Here is a 19,433-nt window from a genome sequence, read left to right as displayed (position 1 = left end):
GCAATTGTCATAACCCGGCAGGGACTAACCGATTGTTAAGGGCAATCGGTCAAACAAGGGATGCGCCGGGCAGAATGTCGGCGAGTCGGAGGTGAGCGTGCAGCAGATCGGAACTGTCTGGACAAGTTTGGACAGGCGAAAACAAATCATCGTTGCCGGTGCGGTTATGCTGGTATTTCTTGGGGTCCTTGCGATGTCGCGGCTGATAACGGCACCGTCGATGACCTTGCTTTATGCTGGGCTGGAAAGTGGGGCGGCGGGCGATATCGTTCGGTCACTGGATCAGCGCGGCGTGCCCTTTGAGATTCGGGGCGGCTCGATCTACGTGCCGGGGTCGCAGCGGGATGAGTTGCGCATGACTCTGGCGAGCGAGGGTTTGCCTGCGAATGGAAACCGGGGGTACGAACTGCTGGATACGCTCAGCGGGTTCGGGACCACTTCGCAAATGTTTGACGCCGCTTATTGGCGCGCGAAAGAGGGTGAACTGGCCCGCACGATTGTAGGAGCACCCCATATCAGCCAGGCGCGAGTGCACATCGCCAATGGTTCAACCAATCCATTTCAGCGCAGGGTTGCACCGACTGCCTCGGTTTATCTGGTGTCTTCGGGGGCGGATATCACGTCAGATCAGGCCAAGGCGATCCGGTTTCTGGTCTCATCCGCGGTCAGTGGTCTTGCGCCCGAGAATGTGGCGATCATCGATTCGAACGGGGCTGTGATTGGCGCGCAGGAAAACGCCGTTGCCGCCGATACGGCGGATGACAAGTCGCGGCAATTGCGGGAAAAGGTCCTGCGTTTGGTCGAAGCCCGCGTAGGTACGGGCAATGCCGTTGTAGAAGTCAGCGTAGATACGGTGACGAAAACCGAATCCATTCGCGAGCGTCGCTTTGACCCCAACGGTCGTGTGGCGATCAGCACCGATGTCGAAGAACGTTCAGACAGCGCGCACAATCAATCCGCCGATGTCACCGTTGCGTCGAACCTGCCGGATGGTGACGGCGCGGGGGGCGACGAGTCGAACTCGAACGCCACCCAGACTCGCGAGCGGGTAAACTACGAGGTGTCCGAGACGGAGCTTGAGGTTCACAACGCCCCCGGCGCGATCAAACGTCTGACTGTGGCCGTACTGGTGAATGGAACGCGCAGTGTGGATGCGACGGGCACGGAAGGTTTTGCCCCCATGCCCGAAACAGAGATGGAGGCCTTGAAGGAATTGGTCGCCTCGGCTGTGGGGTTTGATGCGGAACGCGGCGACGTGATCACGCTGAAATCCATGGACCTGCCGGTTGTTGAACCGCAGGGCACGCTGGCCTCGGCTTCGATCTGGCAGAAGGTGCATTTCGACGCAATGTCGCTGATCCAGATGGCAGTTCTGGCGATTGTGTCTCTGATCCTTGGGTTGTTCGTGATCCGGCCTATTTTGACCAAGCCGGTTGTGACCACGGCACTACTACCTACCGGAAGTCTACCCGAACCAGGCTCGGTTTTGACGGGTGAGATTGCGACCGAAGAAGGCGGGCAATTCGCACCGATCGCGGGTCAGGCCACCGGCGGAGATGTTCCAGCACTGTCGGCTCAGCCCGGGGCGGACCCAGTAGATCGGCTGCGGGCGATGATTGGCGACAAGCAGGAGGAAACGGTCGAAATCCTGCGCAGCTGGCTTGAAGAAGGCGAGGAAAAGGTCTGATGTCGATCGCCCATTTGCTGGAAGATTTCACGTTGCAGGCTGGCGGTGGAAAGCTGCACTTGCTGGATGAGGACGGGTTGGAGGAACAGCGTCTGGCGGCGTTCGAACAGGGCTATGCCGCCGGTTGGGAAGATGCCGTTCAGGTACAGGAGCAAAACCGAGGCCGGATCTCGACCGAGTTGGCCAAGTCGCTTGAGGACATGTCCTTCACCTATCATGAGGCGGTAACACGGATGACACTGTCGCTGGAACCGATGTTCAACAGCCTGATGCTCGCGGTTCTGCCCGAAACTTTGGAGCGAGGTTATATCATCCGGCTGGCCGAACAACTGACCGACATGGCTCGCGAACAGATCAATGAGCCGATACAGGTTTTCGTCCCCGAAGGCCTCGCGGCTGAGGTGAAAGAGATGCTGCCCGAGGGGATGGCCAAGATGGCGCAAGTCATCTCAGACCCGCAGATCAAACCCGGCCAGGCTAGATTGCAGGTCGGTATCTCGCGGCGCGAGGTGGATTGCGGCGGCCTGCTGACGTCGATCCGCGCCGCGTTCGACGCGTATGTATTCGAGGCAAAAGAGGCATTGAGCAATGAGTGATCCCCAAAGTCCCAAAAGCGAAAAATCCAACCCGTTTGAATCGGTCCCGATCGAGGTCACGGTCTCGGTCGGCCGCGCCCGCCCACTGATCCGCGATCTGTTGAACATGGGTGAAAATGCGGTGCTGACTTTGGACAAACGGATCGAGGATCCGGTGGATCTTTATGTAGGGGACCAGCTGGTGGCCCGCGGCTTGCTGGAAGAGATGGAAGGCGATCAGGCCGGACAACTGGCCGTGCGCCTGACCGAGATTGCCGATCTGCAAAACGGGATCGGTTGATGCGCGTTCTGCCCTGGATCATCGTGGCGCTGCTGCTGACACCGTCTTTTGCAGAAGCGCAGGATGTGTCCTTGTCGCTGGGTGACGGGGGTTCCATCTCGGCGCGGACGATCCAATTGATCCTGTTGCTTACCGTGCTCAGCCTCGCACCTGGGCTGGCGATCATGATCACCTGTTTTCCTTTTCTGATCACCGTGCTGGCCATCCTTCGGCAAGGGATTGGGTTGCAACAATCGCCCCCCAACATGCTGATCGTCAGCCTGGCTTTGTTTCTGACCTATTTCATAATGGAGCCCGTCTTTAACGAAGCCTGGACCACTGGCATCCAACCCATGGTCGACGAAACGATGGAGGTCGAGCCCGCTTTGGAACGCGCCCTTCAACCGTTTCGCGCCTTCATGGCCGCGCGACTGGACCCTGACACGTTCTACGCCATGGCTGCACTGCGTCCCGAAGGCAATGCGGTGGACGTGTCGCCGGATGCGCCGTTGTCGATCCTGATGCCCTCTTTCATGTTGTCCGAGATTGCGCGGGCCTTTCAGATCGGTTTTCTGATCTTCCTGCCCTTTCTGATCATCGACCTCGTGGTAGCTGCGGTGCTGATGTCGATGGGGATGATGATGGTGCCACCTGCAACGGTTTCACTGCCGTTCAAACTGGCTTTTTTTGTCATTGCGGATGGGTGGTCCCTGATCGCCAGCGCTTTGGTGCGAAGCTACATGGGCTGACAGACTACTGCCGCGTGATCGTCAATCGGGCGCGCAGCCCCTGATCCCCGGCCTCGAAATGCAGCCCACCACCATGCTGGTCAGCCACTGTGGCCGCAATTGTCAGGCCCAGGCCAAACCCGTCTGACGAGCCGGTATTTGATCCGCGCTGAAACGGGGCCATCAGGGCTTCGATTTCGTCCACAGTCAGGTCATTGCCCTTGTCCTCGACGGTGATTGTCGCGGTGCGCGCGTCGGTTTCCAGCTGAACCTCGGCGTGGCGGCCATATTTCAGCGCATTGTCGATCAGATTGGTCAATGCTCGTTTCAGCGAAATGGGTCGACCCGTTACCAACATGCGTCGGGTTTCCAGCAGCGTCCCATGCCCGCGGCGGGACATGAAAACGGACGGAGCACCCTCGACCGCGACCGGGTCGACATTCTGAAGCGTCACCGGCAGGTCCATGTCCTGATAATCGGCGACGACAGATTCGACCAAGGATGTCAGAGAAATCTGGCGCGGTTCCTCGACGCTCAGTTCTGAACGCGTGTAGGTCAGAACGCTTTCGATCATGCCGGTCATCTGGTCCACATCCGCTTCCAGCTTTTCGCGCAGCTCGTCATCGGCGATCAACGCAGCGCGCAGCCGGACGCGGGTTGCGGGGGTGCCTAGATCGTGGCTGACACCCGACAAGACCGTGGCCCGTTGTTCTAGCAAGGCGCGTTCGGCGTCTAGATGGGCGTTCACCGCAGACACGATATCGCGCAGCTCGGTTGGCCCGTCGGCGTCATAGCTGTCGGGGCCTCCACGCCTCCGACGGTCGCGCAGGGCATGGGCAAACCGGGTGAATGTATCGGACACGTTGCCGACCGAGGTCAGAAGGACCGCCAGCGCCACGATGCCCAGCAATATCGCGGGCAGGCGCAGATCTGTCGGCGCTGCGCCACAGCCCCAGATCCCGGTGCCATCCACGCGGTACCACGGCCCGCGCCCGAATTGCGCAATCAGGATCGGTTCGCTGCAATAGGTGGCCAGCAGCCGGGTCAGGTTGCCCATCTTCTCAGGCCCGGTCTGATCACTGCGTGACACGATATCCGACACCGGATAGACCAGACGATCGGACAGGATCGCCAGCGTCAATTCACGCCCGTTGAGCGGCGCTGAACTGTCGGTCAGGATCGAAAGGTTGGTCAGGAACCGACGGCCAGAAGACCCAGGCAATTGCTGGAACTCTCCCATATCGGCCAGCCCGGTATCCGCCGGTGACAAGGGCGAAATGGACAGCGGAGCGGCCGGAGCGATCCCGGTGCGCAGGTCTTCGTAAACGGTAAACCCCGCGACGAAGGATTGCGTCAGGAACTGATTCCAGGCACGGGCCGAAGCAAACCACAGGCTGGCCGATACCAGCCCCGTTGCGAAGGCCGAGATCACCCAGAGCCAACCAAGATTGCGCAGGCGCAGTGTCATTCCTCTTGCACCGACACGTCAGCGGCAAAAACATAGCCGACGCCGCGTTCGGTGCGCAGCATCTGCGGGTCCTTCGGGTTGGCTTCGATTTTCGATCGCAACCGCCCAACCAGCATGTCGATGGCGCGGCCCTGCGCCTCGGGTTTGTCGGAGCCGCCGGTGACATCCAGCGCGGCGACGATCTCATCCCTTGTCAGGGGGATATGCGGATTGGCAAGCAGAACCTTGAGCAACGCCGTCTCACGCTGGGACAGCGCCACCAAATAGCCTTCGGGCGAATGCACCTCATCGCGTTTGCCGTCATAGAGCCAGCCGTCAAAGCGGAAGCTGTGGATGCGACGGCGGTAGGCAAGCGACGATGACCGGCGCGCCCGTTGCATCACCGCCCGCACGCGAGCGAGCAGAAGCTGCGGGTTGAAAGGCTTGGCGATATAGTCATCGGCCCCGACCTCATACCCCGCCATGCGCTGATGGTCGGCTGAGAGGGCCGAGACCAGAATGATCGGCACATCCTGTTCGGCGCGCAGGCGGGCGCAGATCTCGACGCCATTTTCATCGCCCAGCATCACGTCCAGCAAGATCAGGTCAATGCGGCCCGCCCCCAGATGTCCACGGATTTCGGATTCCGATCGGGCGGGCAAGGCGATGAACCCGTTTTGCTGCATGAACTGAGTCATCATCGAACGCATCTCTGGGTCGTCATCCACCACCAACAGTCGCGGAATGCTCATGATGTCTGTCCTCCCCGGTTGTGGCCCCTCTGACATCGTCAATTGTAACGAACGGAAACAGATTCAATGTCAACGTAACACGCTGTAACAGAAGCGGTGAAAAATTGGTCTGACGCACGGGTTTGGCGCGGATTCCAAGTTGCCAGACGGCCCGTGCGCCCCAGTATGGCCGACATCGCTGCTGCGGCAGCCTCTTAGGTTCTCAGGGAGGAGACAAGAAATGAAACGTTTTGCATTTGCCACCGTATCGACGCTGGCTGTTGTGGTCGGATCGTCGGTGTTGGCGGGCCCCCAGGCCGAAGTTCTGCATTGGTGGACATCGGGTGGTGAGGCCAAGTCAGTTGCCGTCCTGCAAGAGGAATTCGCGGCCAATGGTGGCAGCTGGACCGATATGCCCGTGGCCGGCGGTGGCGGTGATGCCGCGATGACCGCGCTGCGCGCCCGCGTTCTGTCGGGCAACGCGCCGACTGCTGTTCAGCTAAAAGGCCCCGCCATTCAGGAATGGTATGAAGAGGGCGTGCTGGCCGATATCTCGTCCGTGGCCGAGGCCGAAGGCTGGGCCGACGTTCTGCCCGCCTCGATCGCGGGCCATATGAAATGCGAGGGCACGTGGTGCGCTGCGCCGGTGAACGTACACCGCGTTGACTGGATCTGGGCCAACGCCGACGTTCTGGCCGCAAATGGCATCGAGATGCCGACCACGTGGGACGAATTCAACGCCGCCGCGGATAAGCTGCAAGCCGCAGGTGTGATCCCTCTGGCCCATGGTGGTCAGGCATGGCAGGACGCGACCGTTTTTGAAACCGTAGTACTGGGCATTGGCGGTCCCGAGTTCTTCCAGAAAGCGCTAGTTGATCTGGACCCCGAGGCGCTGACCTCGGACACGATGGTGCAGGTGTTTGACCAGATGCGCACAATGCGCGGCTACGTGGACGAGAATTTCTCGGGCCGCGACTGGAACCTGGCCACGGCGATGGTCATGAACGGTGAGGCCGCGTTCCAAATCATGGGCGACTGGGCCAAGGGTGAGTTCCTGGCGGCGGGCAAAAAGCCCGGTGAGGACTTCCTGTGCGCCTCGACCCCCGGTGATGGCTATCTGTACAATGTCGACAGCTTTGCCATGTTCGACGTGGAAGGTGACGACAAGAAAGCCGGTCAGGACCTGCTGGCCAAGCTGATCGTGGCACCGAACTTCCAGAAAGTGTTCAATCTGAACAAAGGCTCGATCCCGGCACGGACCGACGTGGCACTGGATGACTTTGACATCTGCGCCAACTTGTCGGCCGAAGATATGGGTTCGACCTCGGACGCAGGCTCGCTGCTGCCGTCTTATGCCCACGGCATGGCGCTGCGCGGGTCGCAGTCTGGTGCGATCACGGATGTTGTGACCGCGCATTTCAACTCGGATATGTCGTCGGCTGACGCGGTTCAGCAATTGGCGGCGGCAGTGGCCAACAGCTACTGATCCAAATTGCTCTGCCCACTATACTGACGGGGCAGAGCATCTTTCCCCGGAGGAAATCATGTCCGAATGGCTGGAAAACCACCTGCCCAAGGTGGTGCTGGCACCGTCGTTCATTGCCGTTTTGATCTTTGTCTACGGCTTTATCGGATGGACGGCTTGGGTGTCGCTAACCCGATCGAAACTGTTGCCGAAATACGAGATCAAGGGATTCATCCAGTATGAACGCCTGTTCGACTCGCCCCGCTGGGATACGGCAATCAACAACCTGTATATCTTTGGCGCGCTGTTCATCGTGATTGCGATGGTGTTGGGCCTGTTGCTGGCGATCCTGCTGGATCAGAAAATCCGCGTCGAAGGGGCCATCCGGACGATCTATCTGTACCCGATGGCGCTGTCGATGATCGTGACTGGCACCGCGTGGAAGTGGATCCTGAACCCGGGTCTGGGCATTGAGTCCATGGTGCAGGGCTGGGGCTTTACCAATTTCGAGTTCGACTGGCTGGTGAACCCCGATTACGCGATCTACACCATCGTGATGGCCGCGATCTGGCAAAGCTCAGGCTTCGTCATGGCGCTGTTCCTCGCTGGTCTACGCTCGGTGGATGGTGAGATCATCAAGGCAGCCCAGGTCGATGGTATCCCCACATGGCGCATCTACACGGCGATCATCATCCCGTCGATGGCCCCGATCTTCCTGTCCGCCTTCATCGTGCTGGCCCACCTTGCGATCAAGAGCTTTGACCTTGTCATCGCCCTCACGGGTGGTGGCCCCGGTTACGCAACCGATCTGCCAGCCACATACATGTACGCCATGGCGTTTTCGCGCGGCGATATTGGTCAGGCGGCGTCGTCCGCGATGATCATGATGCTGGTCGTCTTTGCCATCGTCGTTCCCTATCTTTACTCAGAGCTGAGGGCGAAAAATGACTGATCTGTCGATGCCCCAATCCCAAACCGAACCCCGTAGCCAAAGTGCCGTTGGCAAGATTGCCCTGCGTTGGTTGCTGTACGTTCTGCTGGGCCTGTTTGCGCTGTATTACCTGATGCCGCTGTTTGTGATGTTGACCACATCGCTGAAAAGCCTTGAGGAAATCCGCACCGGGTCCCTGATCTCTTTACCGCGCGAGGTCAGCTTTGATGCCTGGAAAACCGCATGGTCCGGTGCCTGTACCGGTATTCAGTGCGAGGGCCTGCGGCCATATTTCTGGAACTCGGTCCTCATCGCGGTGCCTGCAGTGGCCATCTCGACCCTGCTGGGTGCGCTGAACGGCTATGTCGTGGCGCAGTGGCGGTTCAAAGGCGCGAACATCATTTTCTCGCTGATGCTGTTTGGCTGCTTCATCCCGTTTCAGGTGGTTTTGCTGCCGATGGCGCGCCTGTTGGGCATGATGGGGATCGCCGGGACCATTCCGGGCCTGATCTTTGTCCATGTGATCTACGGGTTGGGCTTCACCACGCTGTTTTTCCGTAACTACTATGTCACCATCCCGTCCGAGCTGACCAAGGCCGCACGCGTTGATGGGGCCGGGTTCCTGCGGATCTTCTGGTCGATCTTCCTGCCGCTGTCGCTGCCGATCATCGTTGTGACCGTGATCTGGCAGTTCACGCAGATCTGGAACGACTTCCTGTTCGGCGTGTCGTTCAGCCAGGCGGGTACGCAACCCGTGACAGTGGCGCTCAATAACATCGTAAACTCCACCACCGGCGTGAAAGAATACAACGTCGACATGGCCGCCGCGATTATCGCGGGGCTACCGACGCTGCTCGTCTATGTCGTTGCCGGTAAGTATTTCATACGCGGCCTGACCGCCGGTTCTGTGAAGGGATAAGACCCATGGCACCCATCCTTGATATCAACAAACTCTATAAGAATTACGGTGCGACCGAGATTCTGAAGGACATCAACATCTCGATCGAGCCGGGCGATTTCCTGGTGCTCGTCGGCCCCTCGGGCTGCGGCAAGTCCACCCTGCTGAACTGCATTGCCGGGTTGGAGGAGATCACCGGCGGCACCCTGTCCATTGGGGGCAATGACATGACCCATGTCAGCCCCAAGGACCGCGACATCGCGATGGTGTTCCAGTCTTACGCTTTGTACCCGACCATGACCGTGGCCAAGAACATCACCTTTGGCATGAAAGTGCGCGGCGTCGATCAGGCGACGCAGGATGCCAAGCTGAAAGAGGTCGCCCAACTGTTGCAGATCGAACCTCTGCTGAACCGCCGCCCCAGCCAATTGTCGGGCGGTCAGCGTCAGCGTGTGGCAATGGGTCGGGCGCTGGTGCGCGATCCCAAGCTGTTCCTGTTCGATGAACCGCTATCCAACCTCGACGCCAAGCTGCGGGTCGAGATGCGGACCGAGATCAAGAAGCTGCACCAAACGCTGGATGCCTCGATCGTTTACGTGACCCATGACCAGATCGAGGCGATGACACTGGCGACCAAGATCGTCGTGCTGAAAGGTGGAGTCGTTCAGCAGATCGGCACACCGGCCGAGATCTATAACAACCCGGCCAACCTGTTTGTTGCTGACTTCATGGGCTCGCCCGCGATGAACCTGATCCCGGCGCAGGCGCATAAGAACGGAGCGGGGACCCAGATCGCCATCGCGCGCGACAGTGGTGAGACACTGGTGCTGAACGACGCTCGCGATCTGGCGCTGCCCAAGGATGTCATCCTGGGCCTGCGTCCCGAAGACATCGCCGAAGCCGGGTTCCGCGCAGGCGACGGCGTGCAAGAGGCCGAATGCCTGGTCGACATGGTCGAACCCGCGGGGGCCGACACCTATGTGGTCTCGGAGCTGGGCGGCAAGCAGGTCACGGCGCGTTTACACGCGGAAACCAGCGCGCAGGCGGGCAAGATGCTGAATCTGGCCTTCGACATGAGCAAAGTGTCTTACTTTGCTCAGGAAACCGGTGAACGCCTGAACTAAACGCACAGCGCCGCGCGACCAAAAGCTTGCGCGGCGCTGCTTGCATTTTTAAAGACGCTCAACCGACTTTGTTCAGGTCCTTGATCAACCGGTTCAGATCGCCACCACGGGCATCCAGCATCGCACCAATCTCGGTCCGTTCGGTCAGCAGCATGTTCACCCCTTCGATGAACATGTTGAAGAACCGGTCTCGGCCCGATTTGTCGGATACAAGGAAAGTCACCTCAAACGGGGACGAGCCCTGCAGCTTGACCGAGGTGCGTACTTCGTACCCAGCCTTGATTTTGCGGGCGTTGCGAACTGTAACCTGGCCGCCAATGAATTCACGGAAGCGGCGGCCATATTTGTTCGAGATATAGCCCTGAAAGGCTTTGGTGAATTGTCGCAACTGCGCCGGGCTGGCCGAGCGGCCATCGGCACCCAGTACGTAACGCGCCATGATTGGCACGTCGGCATATTGGGTAAAGATCTTCTCGAAATCGCGGATCATCGCGTTTTCGGATTTGCCCGAAGCGATCACGCGGTTGATGTCATCCACCACGCTGACCACCAGCGCCTTTGCGCTGGCCTCGGTCTGGGCGTAGGCGGGCAGGGCGGTCATCAGCGCCCCGGCCAGGCCGGTGGCGACGAAACCGCGTCGGTTCATCAGATTACTCGGCATAGGGGTCCTCGTAAGGGTCAAGATAGGGGTCCCTGACCGGGTCGGTCCCGGTTAAGGAATAGGGGTCGTCATACAGGCCCAGATAGGCGTCTTCGTCATCACGCGCCAGTTCAAAGCGGCGGTTTTGCAGGTAGATGGTTTGTGCCTGCGCATAGCTGTCGGCACTTTCATACAGAATCGAGTCCACCGTGTCCGAGAACCGGCCTCGATCGCCCATGCGGCGCACCACCTCGGCATAAACACCGATATTGTCGACCGGGCGCACCGGGGAAAAGTTGATCGGGTTCGAGAACAGGTTGAACACAACACCAATCGCATCACGCTGGGTCGAGGGACCATAGAACGGCAATTCGACGTAGGCGCCTTCGCCCACGCCCCAGACATGCAGGGTCTCGCCGAAATCAGTATCGACAGGCGGCAGGTTCAGCTCGTCTGCGGGTTTGGACAACCCGGCCCCGCCTACAGTGCTGTTGATGGCAAAGCGCAGCAAAGCGTTGCCCGACTGTTTCAGGTTGCCCTGCAACAGATAGTCCAGCGCCTGTCCCGGCAAGGTCAGGTTCTCGGCGAAATTGCTGAAGCTGGTCACGACCGGATCGGGGAAGATTTTCACATAGCCTTTTGACGCGGGTCGGAACAGAAAGCGGTCAACGCCGAGGTTGAAGTCGTGAATACCCCGATTGGTCTTTTCATAGGGGTCAAAGACCTCTCCGGGAGGGGCGTCAGCAGGCGGGCGCGTGGCGCAGGCACCAAGAGTTGCCACCAGGGACACAAGGATCAGAGGCTTCAAGCTGACTTTGCTCAACACGGTCTTTGCCACTCCAACACGTCAGGAATGAAAATGCCTGGACGTTCAATCAATACTATCTTCGACCGCAACAAGCGGCGCAATTCAATGTCACATAGGTGTTTCTCAAATAGATTGAAACACTCAGCGTGTAACCCGGACAAGTGGTCAACGTAAAGTGACCCAACTTCAACAGTCCCGAATAAGAGAAGTTATGCTTACTGCGCGGGCAACCGTAAAACTGCCGGTTTCATGCTTTTCGATCCGCGCTATCCCGGTTAGCGTCCGTCCGAGTCGAATTTAGTTGAGGAGTATCACATGAGCATCGCAGCCAAACTGGACAGCCTAGGCGTCACCCTGCCGGACGCACCTGCGCCTGCCGCCAACTATGTGCCCTTCGTGCGCGTGGGCAATATCGTCTATGTCTCGGGCCAGATCTCGAACGACGGCACGATGATCACCGGCAAGCTGGGTGATGACATGGATGTCCAAGCGGGTGCCGCGGCGGCCAAGGTCTGTGCAATCAACCTGCTGGCGCAGGTCAAGGCGGCCTGTGGTGGCGATATCGACAAGCTGGTACGCGTGATCAAGCTGACCGGGTTCGTGAACTCGACCGCAGATTTCACCGCGCAGCCGCAGGTGATCAACGGGGCCTCGGATTTTCTGGTCGAGGCGCTGGGCGAAGCGGGCCGTCACTCGCGCTCGGCTGTCAGTGCCGCTGCGTTGCCGCTGGGTGTAGCGGTCGAGATCGAAGGCATCTTCGAGGTCGCATGATACCCGCCCTACCTGATGTGCTATTGCGGACCCCGATTGCGCATCGAGCCCTGCATGACCTCTCGGACAACCGCCCGGAAAACAGCCGGGCGGCCATTCGCGCTGCAGTCGAGGCCGGTTACGGGATCGAGATCGACCTGCAACGCAGCCGCGATAACCGGGCCATGGTATTTCATGACTACGACATGACACGGCTGACCGGCCGATCCGGTCCGATCCAGCAGATCACGGCGGATGAGGCGCAAGCCACGCGGCTTTTGCATGGCGAGGACGGCATTCCGACCTTCGACGAGGTGTTGCAGATCGTTTCGGGCAAGGTTCCGTTGTTGATCGAGCTGAAGGATCAGGATGGGGCGATGGGCCCTAATGTCGGCCCGCTCGAGGCGGATACGGTGCGCGCGTTGCAAGGCTATGACGGGTCTGTGGCGCTGATGTCGTTCAACCCCAACTCGGTCGCTGAACTGGCACGGCTGGCACCGAATCTGCCGCGTGGGATCACCACCTGTTCCTACCAGCCCGAAGTCGAGCATTTGCCGCATGCGGTTTGTGACCACCTGCGCGACATCCCCGATTTCGATCGGGTGGGGGCCGGCTTTATCAGCCATGAGGCCGCAGACTTGTCGCGCCCCCGCGTGGCTGCGCTGAAGGCGCAGGGCGTGCCGATCCTGTGCTGGACCATCCGCTCGCCCGAACAAGAGGCAGAGGCCCGCAAGGTTGCCGATAATGTGACCTTTGAAGGGTATTTGGCCGCCCGTCCGGGTTGAACCCCACCCCATCCGTCACAGATAAAGACAAGACGCGGAGGGCACATGGATCAGGCGCAAATCGAGGTTCGGGTACTGGGGTCGCTCTCGCAAATCCCTGCGGCAGAGTGGGACAGCTGTGCCTGCCCCGAGGCTGCGGATGGTGGTCGTCCAATGGACCCGTTTACCACGCATCGGTTTTTGTTGGCGCTGGAAAATAGCGGCTCGGTCGGGCGGGGCACGGGTTGGCAGCCGCAATATCTGACCGCTTATCTGGACGGGATGCTGATCGCGGCGGCACCGATGTACGCCAAGTCACATTCGCAAGGCGAGTATATCTTTGACCACAACTGGGCGCATGCCTACGAAAATGCGGGTGGGCGCTATTACCCCAAGCTGCAAATCGCAGTGCCCTTCACACCCGCCACGGGGCGACGGTTTCTGGTGCGGCCTGGGTACGAGGGCGTCGGCCTGTCGGCCCTCGTACAAGGTGCGGTGCAACTGGCGGCGGATAATCAGGTCTCATCCATCCACGCGACCTTCTGCACCGAGGCCGAGGCCGAAGCGGGTGAAGAAATGGGTCTGATGGTGCGCCATTCGCAGCAGTTTCACTGGCTGAATGATGGCTACTCCGAATTCGACGGGTTTCTGGCGGCGCTCTCGTCGCGCAAACGCAAGAATATCCGCAAGGAGCGCGCGCAGGCCTGTGGGTTTGGTGGAGAAATCCGCGCGCTCACCGGTGACGACTTGCGGCCCGAACATTGGGACGCGTTTTGGCGGTTCTATCAGGACACCGGCTCGCGCAAATGGGGGATGCCATACCTGACACGTCAATTCTTTGACATTGCCCATGAAACCATGGCCGACGACATGGCGCTGGTTCTGGCCGAGCGTGACGAATACCCGATTGCAGGCGCGTTGAACTTCATCGGGCGTGAGACGCTTTATGGCCGCTATTGGGGCTGCGTCGAGCACCATGCCTGTCTTCATTTCGAACTGTGCTATTATAGGGCGATCGACTTCGCCATCGCGCAGGGTTTGTCTCGGGTCGAGGCCGGGGCGCAAGGGGAACACAAGCTGGCCCGCGGTTATCTGCCAACGCGCACGCACAGCCTGCACTGGGTCAACGACCCTGGCTTTGCCGACGCGATCCGAAAATATCTGGACGCCGAGGCCCACGCAGTGGGAGAAGAGATCGAGATTCTGACGGATTACGGCCCGTTCAGAAAAGCGAACCCGGAGGAACAGCAATGACCGAACTTTTGTCGACCGAAACGCGCGGCCCCCTTCTGGACCCGTTGTTTCAAACCGGCTGGACCATGGTTGAAGGCCGGGATGCGATCACCAAGACCTTCACGTTCAAGAATTTTGTCCAGGCCTTCGGCTGGATGACCCAAGTGGCCATCTTTGCTGAGAAATGGAACCATCACCCCGAATGGTTCAATGTCTACAACAGGGTCGAGGTGACACTGTCCACCCATGATGTGGGCGGTTTGTCGGCGCTGGACGCCAAGCTGGCCCGCAAGATGGACAGTCTGGTTTAACCCCGGTCGCTTGCCGAGCCGACGCCACCCGCCAGCGAGGCGGCAACGCCCATTTGACGGAACTCATCCGGCGTGACGGTGCCGCTGCTGACGTCGATATTGCCGGGGATGCGCGTCGTGCGCAGGCCGTTCGACCGCACCGACCGCGCCGCTGGGTCAATATACAGACAGCGCGTATCATAGCAGGTCATCCCGCTGGTATTGATCTGAATCCGTTGCTGGCCGTCTGGTCCTGTCACAATCGGCGCCTGCGGCACGTCGCAAGCCGCTAGCAGACCCAGAACACCCAGCGATATCCATTTGTTCATCATACGCTCCTGTCGGGTTCGGGCGGCCCTAGTCCAACTGGCCGTTCCCGTCTTTGTCGGCAGACGTGAAGTCGTCGTTCATCTGCGCATCGAACTCTGACCGAGAGATAATGTTATCCTGATTGCGGTCAACGCTTTGGAATTGCTTTATGTCCAGAAAGGGCTTGGCTTCGTCTAACCCCAGAGTGCCGTTCTTGTCTTCGTCCATCGCCTGAAACGCATAGTCGGAAAAAGCGTTGAACTCATCCTTTGACAGAAATCCATCGTTGTTGGCGTCGATGGCTTTCAATTCATTCTCATGCAGCTCTGCTACCGTTTCGGCCGCAACGGACCCAGCCAAAAGGGTCAGGCCAAGTGTCAAAATCCCAAGTTTCATGATGTCCCCCTCAGCACGCGAATTTCTGACCTTCGATCCCGCCGACGGCAGCCCCTGCTGCTGTCAGGATCGTCTTGCCGGACCCGCCGCCAAACTGATTGCCGATGACGCCACCCAATAGCGCGCCGCCGACCGTGCCGCTAAGGCAGGCGATCTCATGTTGGCGGGCGGCTTGTTGTTGTGGTGTGGGGGCCGGGCCGCACGCGGCCAGTGCGCCTGCTGTGCCCAGACATAGGGTAATGGACTTGAGCTTCATAAAAGGACTCCCTGAACAACTAGGCCGAGTATTTGCCGTTCAGAGTTATCTATCAAGTTAAATAGGGCAAAGGCCCCGACAGAACCGGGGCCAAACTGGATCAGATGACGTCCAAAAGGCCCTCACCAGCAGAGATTTCGCACGCGCCGGGGCTTTCTTCCAGGTTCAGCGCGGTGACTTTGCCATCCTCGACCAGCATTGCATAGCGTTTCGAGCGCGCGATCAGCCCGGCCGGCGGAGCGTCGAAATCCATGCCGATGGCCTTGGTGAATTCGGACGCGGCATCTGCCAGCATGGTCAGGCCCGCATCTGACGCGCCGGTGGCCTCGCCCCAGGCTTTCATCACGAAGGGGTCGTTGACCGACAGGCAGATGATTTCGTCCACGCCTTTGGCATCGAACTGATCCTTGGTGCGCATGAAGCTGGGCACATGGGCTGAATGGCAGGTGGGCGTGAACGCGCCGGGGACGGCAAATATCACCACTTTGCGCCCGTTTGTTTTATCGGAAATCCGGACCTCCTCGGGGCCTTCCGCACCGATCTGGGTCAGTGTAGCGTCGGGCAGCGTATCACCTGTTGAAATCATTTTTGTGCTCCTGTCGTTTGGATTTGCAGAGTCGGGCTTAGCCGCAATATAGGTGGTCGCGTGGAGGAGACCACGGGAATTCGACAGGGTGAGGGGAAGATGAGCCATATTGTCGTGATCGGTGCCGGGCAGGCGGGTGCATCGCTGGTGGCGCGGCTGCGCAAAGACGGGTTTGAGGGCGATATCACCCTGATCGGGGCCGAGCCGCATCTGCCTTATCAGCGCCCGCCCTTGTCCAAGGCTTACCTGCTGGGCGAGATGGAGCTGGAGCGCCTGTTCCTGCGCCCCGAGAGCTTTTATGCCGAGAACAACATCACCCTGCGTCTGGGTCAGCGTGTGACCGCGATTGATCCGCAAGCCAAGACCGTGTGGCTGGGTGATGAAGTCATTTCCTATGACGAACTGGCCCTGACCACCGGGTCTGACCCCCGCCGCTTGCCTGCCTCGATTGGTGGCGATCTGGCAGGCGTGCATGTGGTGCGCGATCTGGCCCATATCGACGAGATGGAGCCGCGCGTGACTGACGGCGCCCGCGCGTTGATCGTTGGGGGCGGCTATATCGGGCTTGAGGCGGCTGCGGTCTGCGCCAAGCGTGGGGTCAAGGTGACCTTGGTCGAGATGGCCGACCGCATCCTGCAACGGGTCGCCGCACCTGAGACCAGCGATTATTTCCGCGCGCTGCATTCCGGATACGGGGCCGATATCCGTGAAGGCGTCGGGCTGGACCGTCTGCTGGGTGAGGATGGCAATGTGGTGCGCGCGGTTCTGACCGATGGCACCGAGATTGCCGTTGATTTCGTCGTGGTCGGAGTGGGCATCGCGCCCGCGACCCAACTGGCCGAGATGGCGGGGCTGGAACTTGATAACGGCATCAAAACCGACGCCCATGGTCGCACATCCAATCCGTCGATTTGGGCGGCAGGCGATTGTGCGTCTTTCCCGCATGGCGAAGGGCGCATTCGTTTGGAAAGCGTGCCCAACGCCATTGATCAGGCCGAGATCGTGGCCCAGAACATGCTGGGCGCGGCCAAGGATTACACTGCAACACCGTGGTTCTGGTCCGACCAGTATGACGTCAAGCTGCAGATCGCGGGTCTGAACACGGGCTATGACCGCGTCGTGACCCGGCAAGGTGAGGGCGCAACCGTGTCCTTCTGGTACTACAAAGGCGATCAACTGATTGCGGTGGACGCGATGAACGACCCTCGTGCTTATATGGTCGGCAAACGCCTGATCGACGCGGGCAAGACCGCTGATCCCGCCGTGGTAGCCGACCCGACTGCGGACCTGAAACCGCTGCTCAAAGCGTGAGGATTATCGCCGGAGATTTCCGAGGCCGAGCCCTGGCCTCGGTCGGCAAAGGCGACATGGGCGCGCATCTGCGGCCTACCACGGACCGGGTGCGCGAAAGCCTGTTCAACGTCCTCAGCCATCAGATTGATTTTGACGGGCTGCGCGTGCTGGACGTATTTGCTGGCACTGGTGCGCTGGGGCTTGAGGCACTGTCGCGTGGTGCTTCCCATGTGACCTTCGTGGATGACGGGCGCGTGGCGCAGGGTCTGATCCGAAAGAATATCGAGCTGACCCGCAGCGCAGACCGCACTCACTTAATCCGACGCGACGCGACCCGGCTGGGTGAAAACACCGACGCGGCTTATGATTTGATCTTCCTCGACCCGCCCTATGGCAAGTCGATGGGCCAGAAGGCCATCGCGGCTCTGACCCAAGGGTGGATCGCGGACGACGCGCTGATTGTGTGGGAGGAGAACGCGCCGATGCAACCGCCCGAGGGGTTCACCCTGCAAGACGCCCGCAAATACGGCGACACGCATATCACTCTGATGTGGAAGGACCGCGCCGATGCATGATCTGGTCATCTTCGATTGTGACGGCGTTCTGGTGGACAGCGAAAGGCTGACCAATCAGGTTCTGGTCGACAACCTTGCACGTTACGATCTGCATGTGTCGTTGTCGGAATGCATGTCTCTGTTCGTAGGCGGCACCATGAGCGGCGTCCACCAGCAGGCGCGCAGCCTTGGGGCGGACCTGCCCGACGACTGGGTGGAGCAAATCTATACCGAGGTCTACGCCGCTTTGCGCGCCGGAACGCCTCTGGTGCCCGGTGTTCGGGACGTGTTGGAGCGTTTGGATGCCGCCGGTGTTCCCTATTGCGTGGCCTCGAATGGCCGCCCAGAGAAAATGCAGATCACGCTGGGCCAGAACGGGCTTTGGGATCGATTCAAGGACGTCATGTTCTCGGCCCAGGTAATGGGGACCGCCAAGCCGGACCCGACCCTATTTCTGACCGCAGCGCAGCATTTTGGTGCTGTCCGCCCGGTTGTCATCGAAGACAGCGAAAATGGCGTCACCGCCGCGATCCGGGCCGAGATGCGCTGTCTGGCCTATGCCGCCCATGATGACGGCGCGGGATTGTCCGCCTTGGGCGCCGAGGTGTTCACGCAGATGTCACAACTGCCCGAGCTTTTGGGACTCTGATCGCAAAACATGCTAGGCTTGCCGCATGGATCGCGCATTACCCCCATTGTTCTGGGCGCCCAAGCAGGATGCTGCCCCAGACTCGGCCACCGGCCCCGAGCGTAAACCGCTGCGCGCGCCGGTTTTCATCCATGACGCCGTCATTCCGTGGCGGGACGAGACCCTGTTGCTCAAGCTTCTACGCGATCAGGCCAAAGATCAGGACGAATAGGTCGGGTGGAACATATCACCCGGCGACAGGGTGAAAATCTCAACCCCGTTTGCCGTCACGCCAACCGAATGTTCGAACTGCGCCGACAGAGACTTGTCGCGGGTTACAGCTGTCCAGTCATCGGCCAGCGTCTTGGTCTCTGGGCGGCCCAGATTGACCATGGGTTCGATAGTGAAGAACATGCCCTCTTCCAGCACAGCGCCGGTGCCGGGGCGGCCGTAATGCAGCACGTTGGGCGGTGCGTGGAACACACGTCCCAAACCGTGACCGCAGAAATCGCGTACAACGCTCATGCGGTGTGCCTCGACATAGGCCTGAATAGCGTGGCCGATATCACCGAAAGTGTTGCCGGGTTTAACCATCTCGATCCCCTTGAACAGGGCATCATGGGTCACTTGGATCAGACGCTCGGCCTTGCGGGGCAGCTTTCCGGCCACATACATGCGCGAGGTGTCACCGAACCAGCCATCCACGATAACTGTGACGTCGATATTCAGGATATCGCCCTCTTTCAGACGCTTGTCACCGGGAATGCCGTGGCAGACCACGTGATTGACGCTGATACAGCTGGCGTGCTGATAGCCCTTGTAGCCGATGGTTGCCGAGGTCGCGCCCGCGTCTTCGACCATCTGAGTGATCAGCCCGTCAATCGCGCCTGTGGTTTGGCCGGGAAAGACATGCGGAGCGATGTCATCCAATATCCGCGCAGCCAAGGCCCCTGCCGCGTGCATCCCGGCAAAGTCACCCTGTTCGTAAATGCGGATACCGTCCTTGGTCAGACGGCCACGATGTTCTTTCATCGGTGCGAGGCTCCAAATGTTTCGCGCA

25 protein-coding genes are annotated in these 19,433 nt (G+C 59.8%); 16 read left to right on the top strand and 9 right to left on the bottom strand.

Features of this window, described 5'->3' with window-relative positions; genetic code table 11:
- The first annotated feature begins 97 nt into the window (after nucleotides 1-97).
- From fliF to fliP, 4 genes are read left to right on the top strand one after another with little or no spacing between them, the layout of a single operon-like run.
- The gene (gene fliF, locus ACR0CA_RS10805) at nucleotides 98-1,687 is read left to right on the top strand and encodes a flagellar basal-body MS-ring/collar protein FliF (RefSeq protein WP_480898943.1); all 1,590 of its coding nucleotides are present in this window, start codon (nucleotides 98-100) and stop codon (nucleotides 1,685-1,687) included.
- Nucleotides 1,687-2,283, top strand: a complete 597-nt coding sequence (locus ACR0CA_RS10800; RefSeq protein WP_480898940.1) for a FliH/SctL family protein — start codon at nucleotides 1,687-1,689, stop codon at nucleotides 2,281-2,283. Before fliF ends, ACR0CA_RS10800 begins: the two co-directional genes overlap by 1 nt.
- The gene (locus ACR0CA_RS10795) at nucleotides 2,276-2,563 is read left to right on the top strand and encodes a FliM/FliN family flagellar motor switch protein (protein WP_170789529.1); all 288 of its coding nucleotides are present in this window, start codon (nucleotides 2,276-2,278) and stop codon (nucleotides 2,561-2,563) included. The genes ACR0CA_RS10800 and ACR0CA_RS10795 overlap by 8 nt, the downstream gene beginning before the upstream one ends.
- On the top strand, nucleotides 2,563-3,291 hold the full coding sequence (gene fliP / locus ACR0CA_RS10790) for a flagellar type III secretion system pore protein FliP (RefSeq protein WP_480898937.1): 729 nt from the start codon (nucleotides 2,563-2,565) through the stop codon (nucleotides 3,289-3,291). The genes ACR0CA_RS10795 and fliP overlap by 1 nt, the downstream gene beginning before the upstream one ends.
- A gap of 4 nt (nucleotides 3,292-3,295) precedes the next feature.
- Here fliP and ACR0CA_RS10785 read toward each other — a convergent pair whose 3' ends face one another.
- Both ACR0CA_RS10785 and ACR0CA_RS10780 read right to left on the bottom strand, forming a co-directional pair.
- Nucleotides 3,296-4,738, bottom strand: a complete 1,443-nt coding sequence (locus ACR0CA_RS10785; RefSeq protein ID WP_170785194.1) for a sensor histidine kinase — start codon at nucleotides 4,736-4,738, stop codon at nucleotides 3,296-3,298.
- Nucleotides 4,735-5,469 (bottom strand): response regulator transcription factor, encoded by a 735-nt coding sequence (locus tag ACR0CA_RS10780; RefSeq protein ID WP_480898935.1) that lies wholly within the window; start codon nucleotides 5,467-5,469, stop codon nucleotides 4,735-4,737. Before ACR0CA_RS10780 ends, ACR0CA_RS10785 begins: the two co-directional genes overlap by 4 nt.
- Nucleotides 5,470-5,689: 220 nt before the next feature.
- On the opposite strand from ACR0CA_RS10780, the gene ACR0CA_RS10775 reads away from it, so the two are divergent.
- The 4 genes from ACR0CA_RS10775 to ACR0CA_RS10760 are packed head-to-tail and all read left to right on the top strand — an operon-like array spanning nucleotide 5,690 to nucleotide 9,866.
- Entirely contained in the window at nucleotides 5,690-6,934 is a 1,245-nt protein-coding gene (locus ACR0CA_RS10775) for an ABC transporter substrate-binding protein (protein WP_480898933.1), read from the top strand.
- Nucleotides 6,935-6,992: 58 nt separating this feature from the next.
- Nucleotides 6,993-7,865: a carbohydrate ABC transporter permease gene (locus tag ACR0CA_RS10770; protein ID WP_170387762.1), complete on the top strand. Its 873-nt coding sequence runs from the start codon at nucleotides 6,993-6,995 to the stop codon at nucleotides 7,863-7,865.
- Nucleotides 7,858-8,763, top strand: a complete 906-nt coding sequence (locus ACR0CA_RS10765; RefSeq protein WP_170355927.1) for a carbohydrate ABC transporter permease — start codon at nucleotides 7,858-7,860, stop codon at nucleotides 8,761-8,763. The genes ACR0CA_RS10770 and ACR0CA_RS10765 overlap by 8 nt, the downstream gene beginning before the upstream one ends.
- A 5-nt stretch (nucleotides 8,764-8,768) precedes the next feature.
- Nucleotides 8,769-9,866: an ABC transporter ATP-binding protein gene (locus tag ACR0CA_RS10760; RefSeq protein ID WP_170772880.1), complete on the top strand. Its 1,098-nt coding sequence runs from the start codon at nucleotides 8,769-8,771 to the stop codon at nucleotides 9,864-9,866.
- A gap of 58 nt (nucleotides 9,867-9,924) precedes the next feature.
- Here ACR0CA_RS10760 and ACR0CA_RS10755 read toward each other — a convergent pair whose 3' ends face one another.
- Together ACR0CA_RS10755 and ACR0CA_RS10750 are read right to left on the bottom strand one after the other, a co-directional pair.
- Nucleotides 9,925-10,527 (bottom strand): MlaC/ttg2D family ABC transporter substrate-binding protein, encoded by a 603-nt coding sequence (locus tag ACR0CA_RS10755; RefSeq protein ID WP_170772878.1) that lies wholly within the window; start codon nucleotides 10,525-10,527, stop codon nucleotides 9,925-9,927.
- Nucleotides 10,517-11,329, bottom strand: a complete 813-nt coding sequence (locus ACR0CA_RS10750) for an MlaA family lipoprotein (protein WP_480898930.1) — start codon at nucleotides 11,327-11,329, stop codon at nucleotides 10,517-10,519. Before ACR0CA_RS10750 ends, ACR0CA_RS10755 begins: the two co-directional genes overlap by 11 nt.
- 300 nt (nucleotides 11,330-11,629) lie before the next feature.
- Here ACR0CA_RS10750 and ACR0CA_RS10745 point away from each other — a divergent pair, with 300 nt between their 5' ends.
- Genes ACR0CA_RS10745 through ACR0CA_RS10730 form a run of 4 tightly spaced genes read left to right on the top strand, consistent with a single transcriptional unit; the run spans nucleotide 11,630 to nucleotide 14,372 of the window.
- Entirely contained in the window at nucleotides 11,630-12,085 is a 456-nt protein-coding gene (locus ACR0CA_RS10745; RefSeq protein WP_480503453.1) for a RidA family protein, read from the top strand.
- A complete protein-coding gene (locus tag ACR0CA_RS10740) occupies nucleotides 12,082-12,849 on the top strand; it encodes a glycerophosphodiester phosphodiesterase family protein (protein ID WP_480898928.1) in 768 nt (255 codons plus the stop codon). Before ACR0CA_RS10745 ends, ACR0CA_RS10740 begins: the two co-directional genes overlap by 4 nt.
- Before the next feature lie 45 nt (nucleotides 12,850-12,894).
- Nucleotides 12,895-14,082 carry a GNAT family N-acetyltransferase gene (locus tag ACR0CA_RS10735; RefSeq protein WP_480898927.1) on the top strand — a complete coding sequence of 396 codons (1,188 nt, stop codon included), beginning with the start codon at nucleotides 12,895-12,897 and terminating at the stop codon, nucleotides 14,080-14,082.
- The gene (locus ACR0CA_RS10730) at nucleotides 14,079-14,372 is read left to right on the top strand and encodes a 4a-hydroxytetrahydrobiopterin dehydratase (RefSeq protein ID WP_170785182.1); all 294 of its coding nucleotides are present in this window, start codon (nucleotides 14,079-14,081) and stop codon (nucleotides 14,370-14,372) included. The genes ACR0CA_RS10735 and ACR0CA_RS10730 overlap by 4 nt, the downstream gene beginning before the upstream one ends.
- Here the strand turns inward: ACR0CA_RS10730 and ACR0CA_RS10725 are convergent.
- The 4 genes from ACR0CA_RS10725 to ACR0CA_RS10710 all read right to left on the bottom strand — a co-directional run bounded on the left by ACR0CA_RS10725 (nucleotide 14,369) and on the right by ACR0CA_RS10710 (nucleotide 15,898).
- Entirely contained in the window at nucleotides 14,369-14,680 is a 312-nt protein-coding gene (locus ACR0CA_RS10725; RefSeq protein WP_170772872.1) for a hypothetical protein, read from the bottom strand. The two genes, ACR0CA_RS10730 and ACR0CA_RS10725, sit on opposite strands and share 4 nt — an antisense overlap.
- Nucleotides 14,681-14,708: 28 nt before the next feature.
- Nucleotides 14,709-15,056: an EF-hand domain-containing protein gene (locus ACR0CA_RS10720; protein ID WP_170789538.1), complete on the bottom strand. Its 348-nt coding sequence runs from the start codon at nucleotides 15,054-15,056 to the stop codon at nucleotides 14,709-14,711.
- 10 nt (nucleotides 15,057-15,066) lie between these two features.
- The gene (locus ACR0CA_RS10715; protein WP_170772870.1) at nucleotides 15,067-15,312 is read right to left on the bottom strand and encodes a glycine zipper 2TM domain-containing protein; all 246 of its coding nucleotides are present in this window, start codon (nucleotides 15,310-15,312) and stop codon (nucleotides 15,067-15,069) included.
- A 100-nt stretch (nucleotides 15,313-15,412) separates the two neighbouring features.
- Nucleotides 15,413-15,898, bottom strand: a complete 486-nt coding sequence (locus ACR0CA_RS10710) for a peroxiredoxin (RefSeq protein ID WP_170755218.1) — start codon at nucleotides 15,896-15,898, stop codon at nucleotides 15,413-15,415.
- A 99-nt stretch (nucleotides 15,899-15,997) separates the two neighbouring features.
- Between ACR0CA_RS10710 and ACR0CA_RS10705 the strand changes: the two genes are divergently transcribed.
- The 4 genes from ACR0CA_RS10705 to ACR0CA_RS10690 are packed head-to-tail and all read left to right on the top strand — an operon-like array spanning nucleotide 15,998 to nucleotide 18,605.
- A complete protein-coding gene (locus ACR0CA_RS10705) occupies nucleotides 15,998-17,209 on the top strand; it encodes an NAD(P)/FAD-dependent oxidoreductase (RefSeq protein WP_480898926.1) in 1,212 nt (403 codons plus the stop codon).
- Nucleotides 17,206-17,766, top strand: coding sequence for a 16S rRNA (guanine(966)-N(2))-methyltransferase RsmD (gene rsmD / locus ACR0CA_RS10700; protein ID WP_480898925.1), 561 nt, complete (start codon nucleotides 17,206-17,208; stop codon nucleotides 17,764-17,766). The genes ACR0CA_RS10705 and rsmD overlap by 4 nt, the downstream gene beginning before the upstream one ends.
- Nucleotides 17,759-18,394 (top strand): HAD family hydrolase, encoded by a 636-nt coding sequence (locus ACR0CA_RS10695; RefSeq protein ID WP_480898924.1) that lies wholly within the window; start codon nucleotides 17,759-17,761, stop codon nucleotides 18,392-18,394. The genes rsmD and ACR0CA_RS10695 overlap by 8 nt, the downstream gene beginning before the upstream one ends.
- A 25-nt stretch (nucleotides 18,395-18,419) precedes the next feature.
- Nucleotides 18,420-18,605, top strand: a complete 186-nt coding sequence (locus ACR0CA_RS10690) for a hypothetical protein (protein WP_480898921.1) — start codon at nucleotides 18,420-18,422, stop codon at nucleotides 18,603-18,605.
- Here the strand turns inward: ACR0CA_RS10690 and map are convergent.
- Nucleotides 18,593-19,405: a type I methionyl aminopeptidase gene (gene map / locus ACR0CA_RS10685; protein WP_170772862.1), complete on the bottom strand. Its 813-nt coding sequence runs from the start codon at nucleotides 19,403-19,405 to the stop codon at nucleotides 18,593-18,595. The genes ACR0CA_RS10690 and map overlap by 13 nt on opposite strands.
- Nucleotides 19,406-19,433 lie beyond the last annotated feature (28 nt).

The sequence above is a fragment of the Ruegeria sp. F12 genome (assembly GCF_056533885.1).
Note: the sequence above shows the minus strand (reverse complement) of the source record. Positions and strands in the feature narration are given on the sequence as shown.

Bases quoted from the DNA above. Each gene is read 5' to 3' on its own strand.
- ACR0CA_RS10800 (WP_480898940.1), top strand. From the start codon at position 1,687: ATGTCGATCGCCCATTTGCTGGAAGATTTCACGTTGCAGGCTGGCGGT.
- ACR0CA_RS10795 (WP_170789529.1), top strand. From the start codon at position 2,276: ATGAGTGATCCCCAAAGTCCCAAAAGCGAAAAATCCAACCCGTTTGAA.
- fliP (WP_480898937.1), top strand. From the start codon at position 2,563: ATGCGCGTTCTGCCCTGGATCATCGTGGCGCTGCTGCTGACACCGTCT.
- ACR0CA_RS10785 (WP_170785194.1), bottom strand. From the start codon at position 4,738: ATGACACTGCGCCTGCGCAATCTTGGTTGGCTCTGGGTGATCTCGGCC.
- ACR0CA_RS10780 (WP_480898935.1), bottom strand. From the start codon at position 5,469: ATGAGCATTCCGCGACTGTTGGTGGTGGATGACGACCCAGAGATGCGT.
- ACR0CA_RS10775 (WP_480898933.1), top strand. From the start codon at position 5,690: ATGAAACGTTTTGCATTTGCCACCGTATCGACGCTGGCTGTTGTGGTC.
- ACR0CA_RS10770 (WP_170387762.1), top strand. From the start codon at position 6,993: ATGTCCGAATGGCTGGAAAACCACCTGCCCAAGGTGGTGCTGGCACCG.
- ACR0CA_RS10765 (WP_170355927.1), top strand. From the start codon at position 7,858: ATGACTGATCTGTCGATGCCCCAATCCCAAACCGAACCCCGTAGCCAA.
- ACR0CA_RS10760 (WP_170772880.1), top strand. From the start codon at position 8,769: ATGGCACCCATCCTTGATATCAACAAACTCTATAAGAATTACGGTGCG.
- ACR0CA_RS10755 (WP_170772878.1), bottom strand. From the start codon at position 10,527: ATGCCGAGTAATCTGATGAACCGACGCGGTTTCGTCGCCACCGGCCTG.
- ACR0CA_RS10745 (WP_480503453.1), top strand. From the start codon at position 11,630: ATGAGCATCGCAGCCAAACTGGACAGCCTAGGCGTCACCCTGCCGGAC.
- ACR0CA_RS10740 (WP_480898928.1), top strand. From the start codon at position 12,082: ATGATACCCGCCCTACCTGATGTGCTATTGCGGACCCCGATTGCGCAT.
- ACR0CA_RS10735 (WP_480898927.1), top strand. From the start codon at position 12,895: ATGGATCAGGCGCAAATCGAGGTTCGGGTACTGGGGTCGCTCTCGCAA.
- ACR0CA_RS10730 (WP_170785182.1), top strand. From the start codon at position 14,079: ATGACCGAACTTTTGTCGACCGAAACGCGCGGCCCCCTTCTGGACCCG.
- ACR0CA_RS10725 (WP_170772872.1), bottom strand. From the start codon at position 14,680: ATGAACAAATGGATATCGCTGGGTGTTCTGGGTCTGCTAGCGGCTTGC.
- ACR0CA_RS10720 (WP_170789538.1), bottom strand. From the start codon at position 15,056: ATGAAACTTGGGATTTTGACACTTGGCCTGACCCTTTTGGCTGGGTCC.
- ACR0CA_RS10715 (WP_170772870.1), bottom strand. From the start codon at position 15,312: ATGAAGCTCAAGTCCATTACCCTATGTCTGGGCACAGCAGGCGCACTG.
- ACR0CA_RS10710 (WP_170755218.1), bottom strand. From the start codon at position 15,898: ATGATTTCAACAGGTGATACGCTGCCCGACGCTACACTGACCCAGATC.
- ACR0CA_RS10705 (WP_480898926.1), top strand. From the start codon at position 15,998: ATGAGCCATATTGTCGTGATCGGTGCCGGGCAGGCGGGTGCATCGCTG.
- ACR0CA_RS10695 (WP_480898924.1), top strand. From the start codon at position 17,759: ATGCATGATCTGGTCATCTTCGATTGTGACGGCGTTCTGGTGGACAGC.
- ACR0CA_RS10690 (WP_480898921.1), top strand. From the start codon at position 18,420: ATGGATCGCGCATTACCCCCATTGTTCTGGGCGCCCAAGCAGGATGCT.
- map (WP_170772862.1), bottom strand. From the start codon at position 19,405: ATGAAAGAACATCGTGGCCGTCTGACCAAGGACGGTATCCGCATTTAC.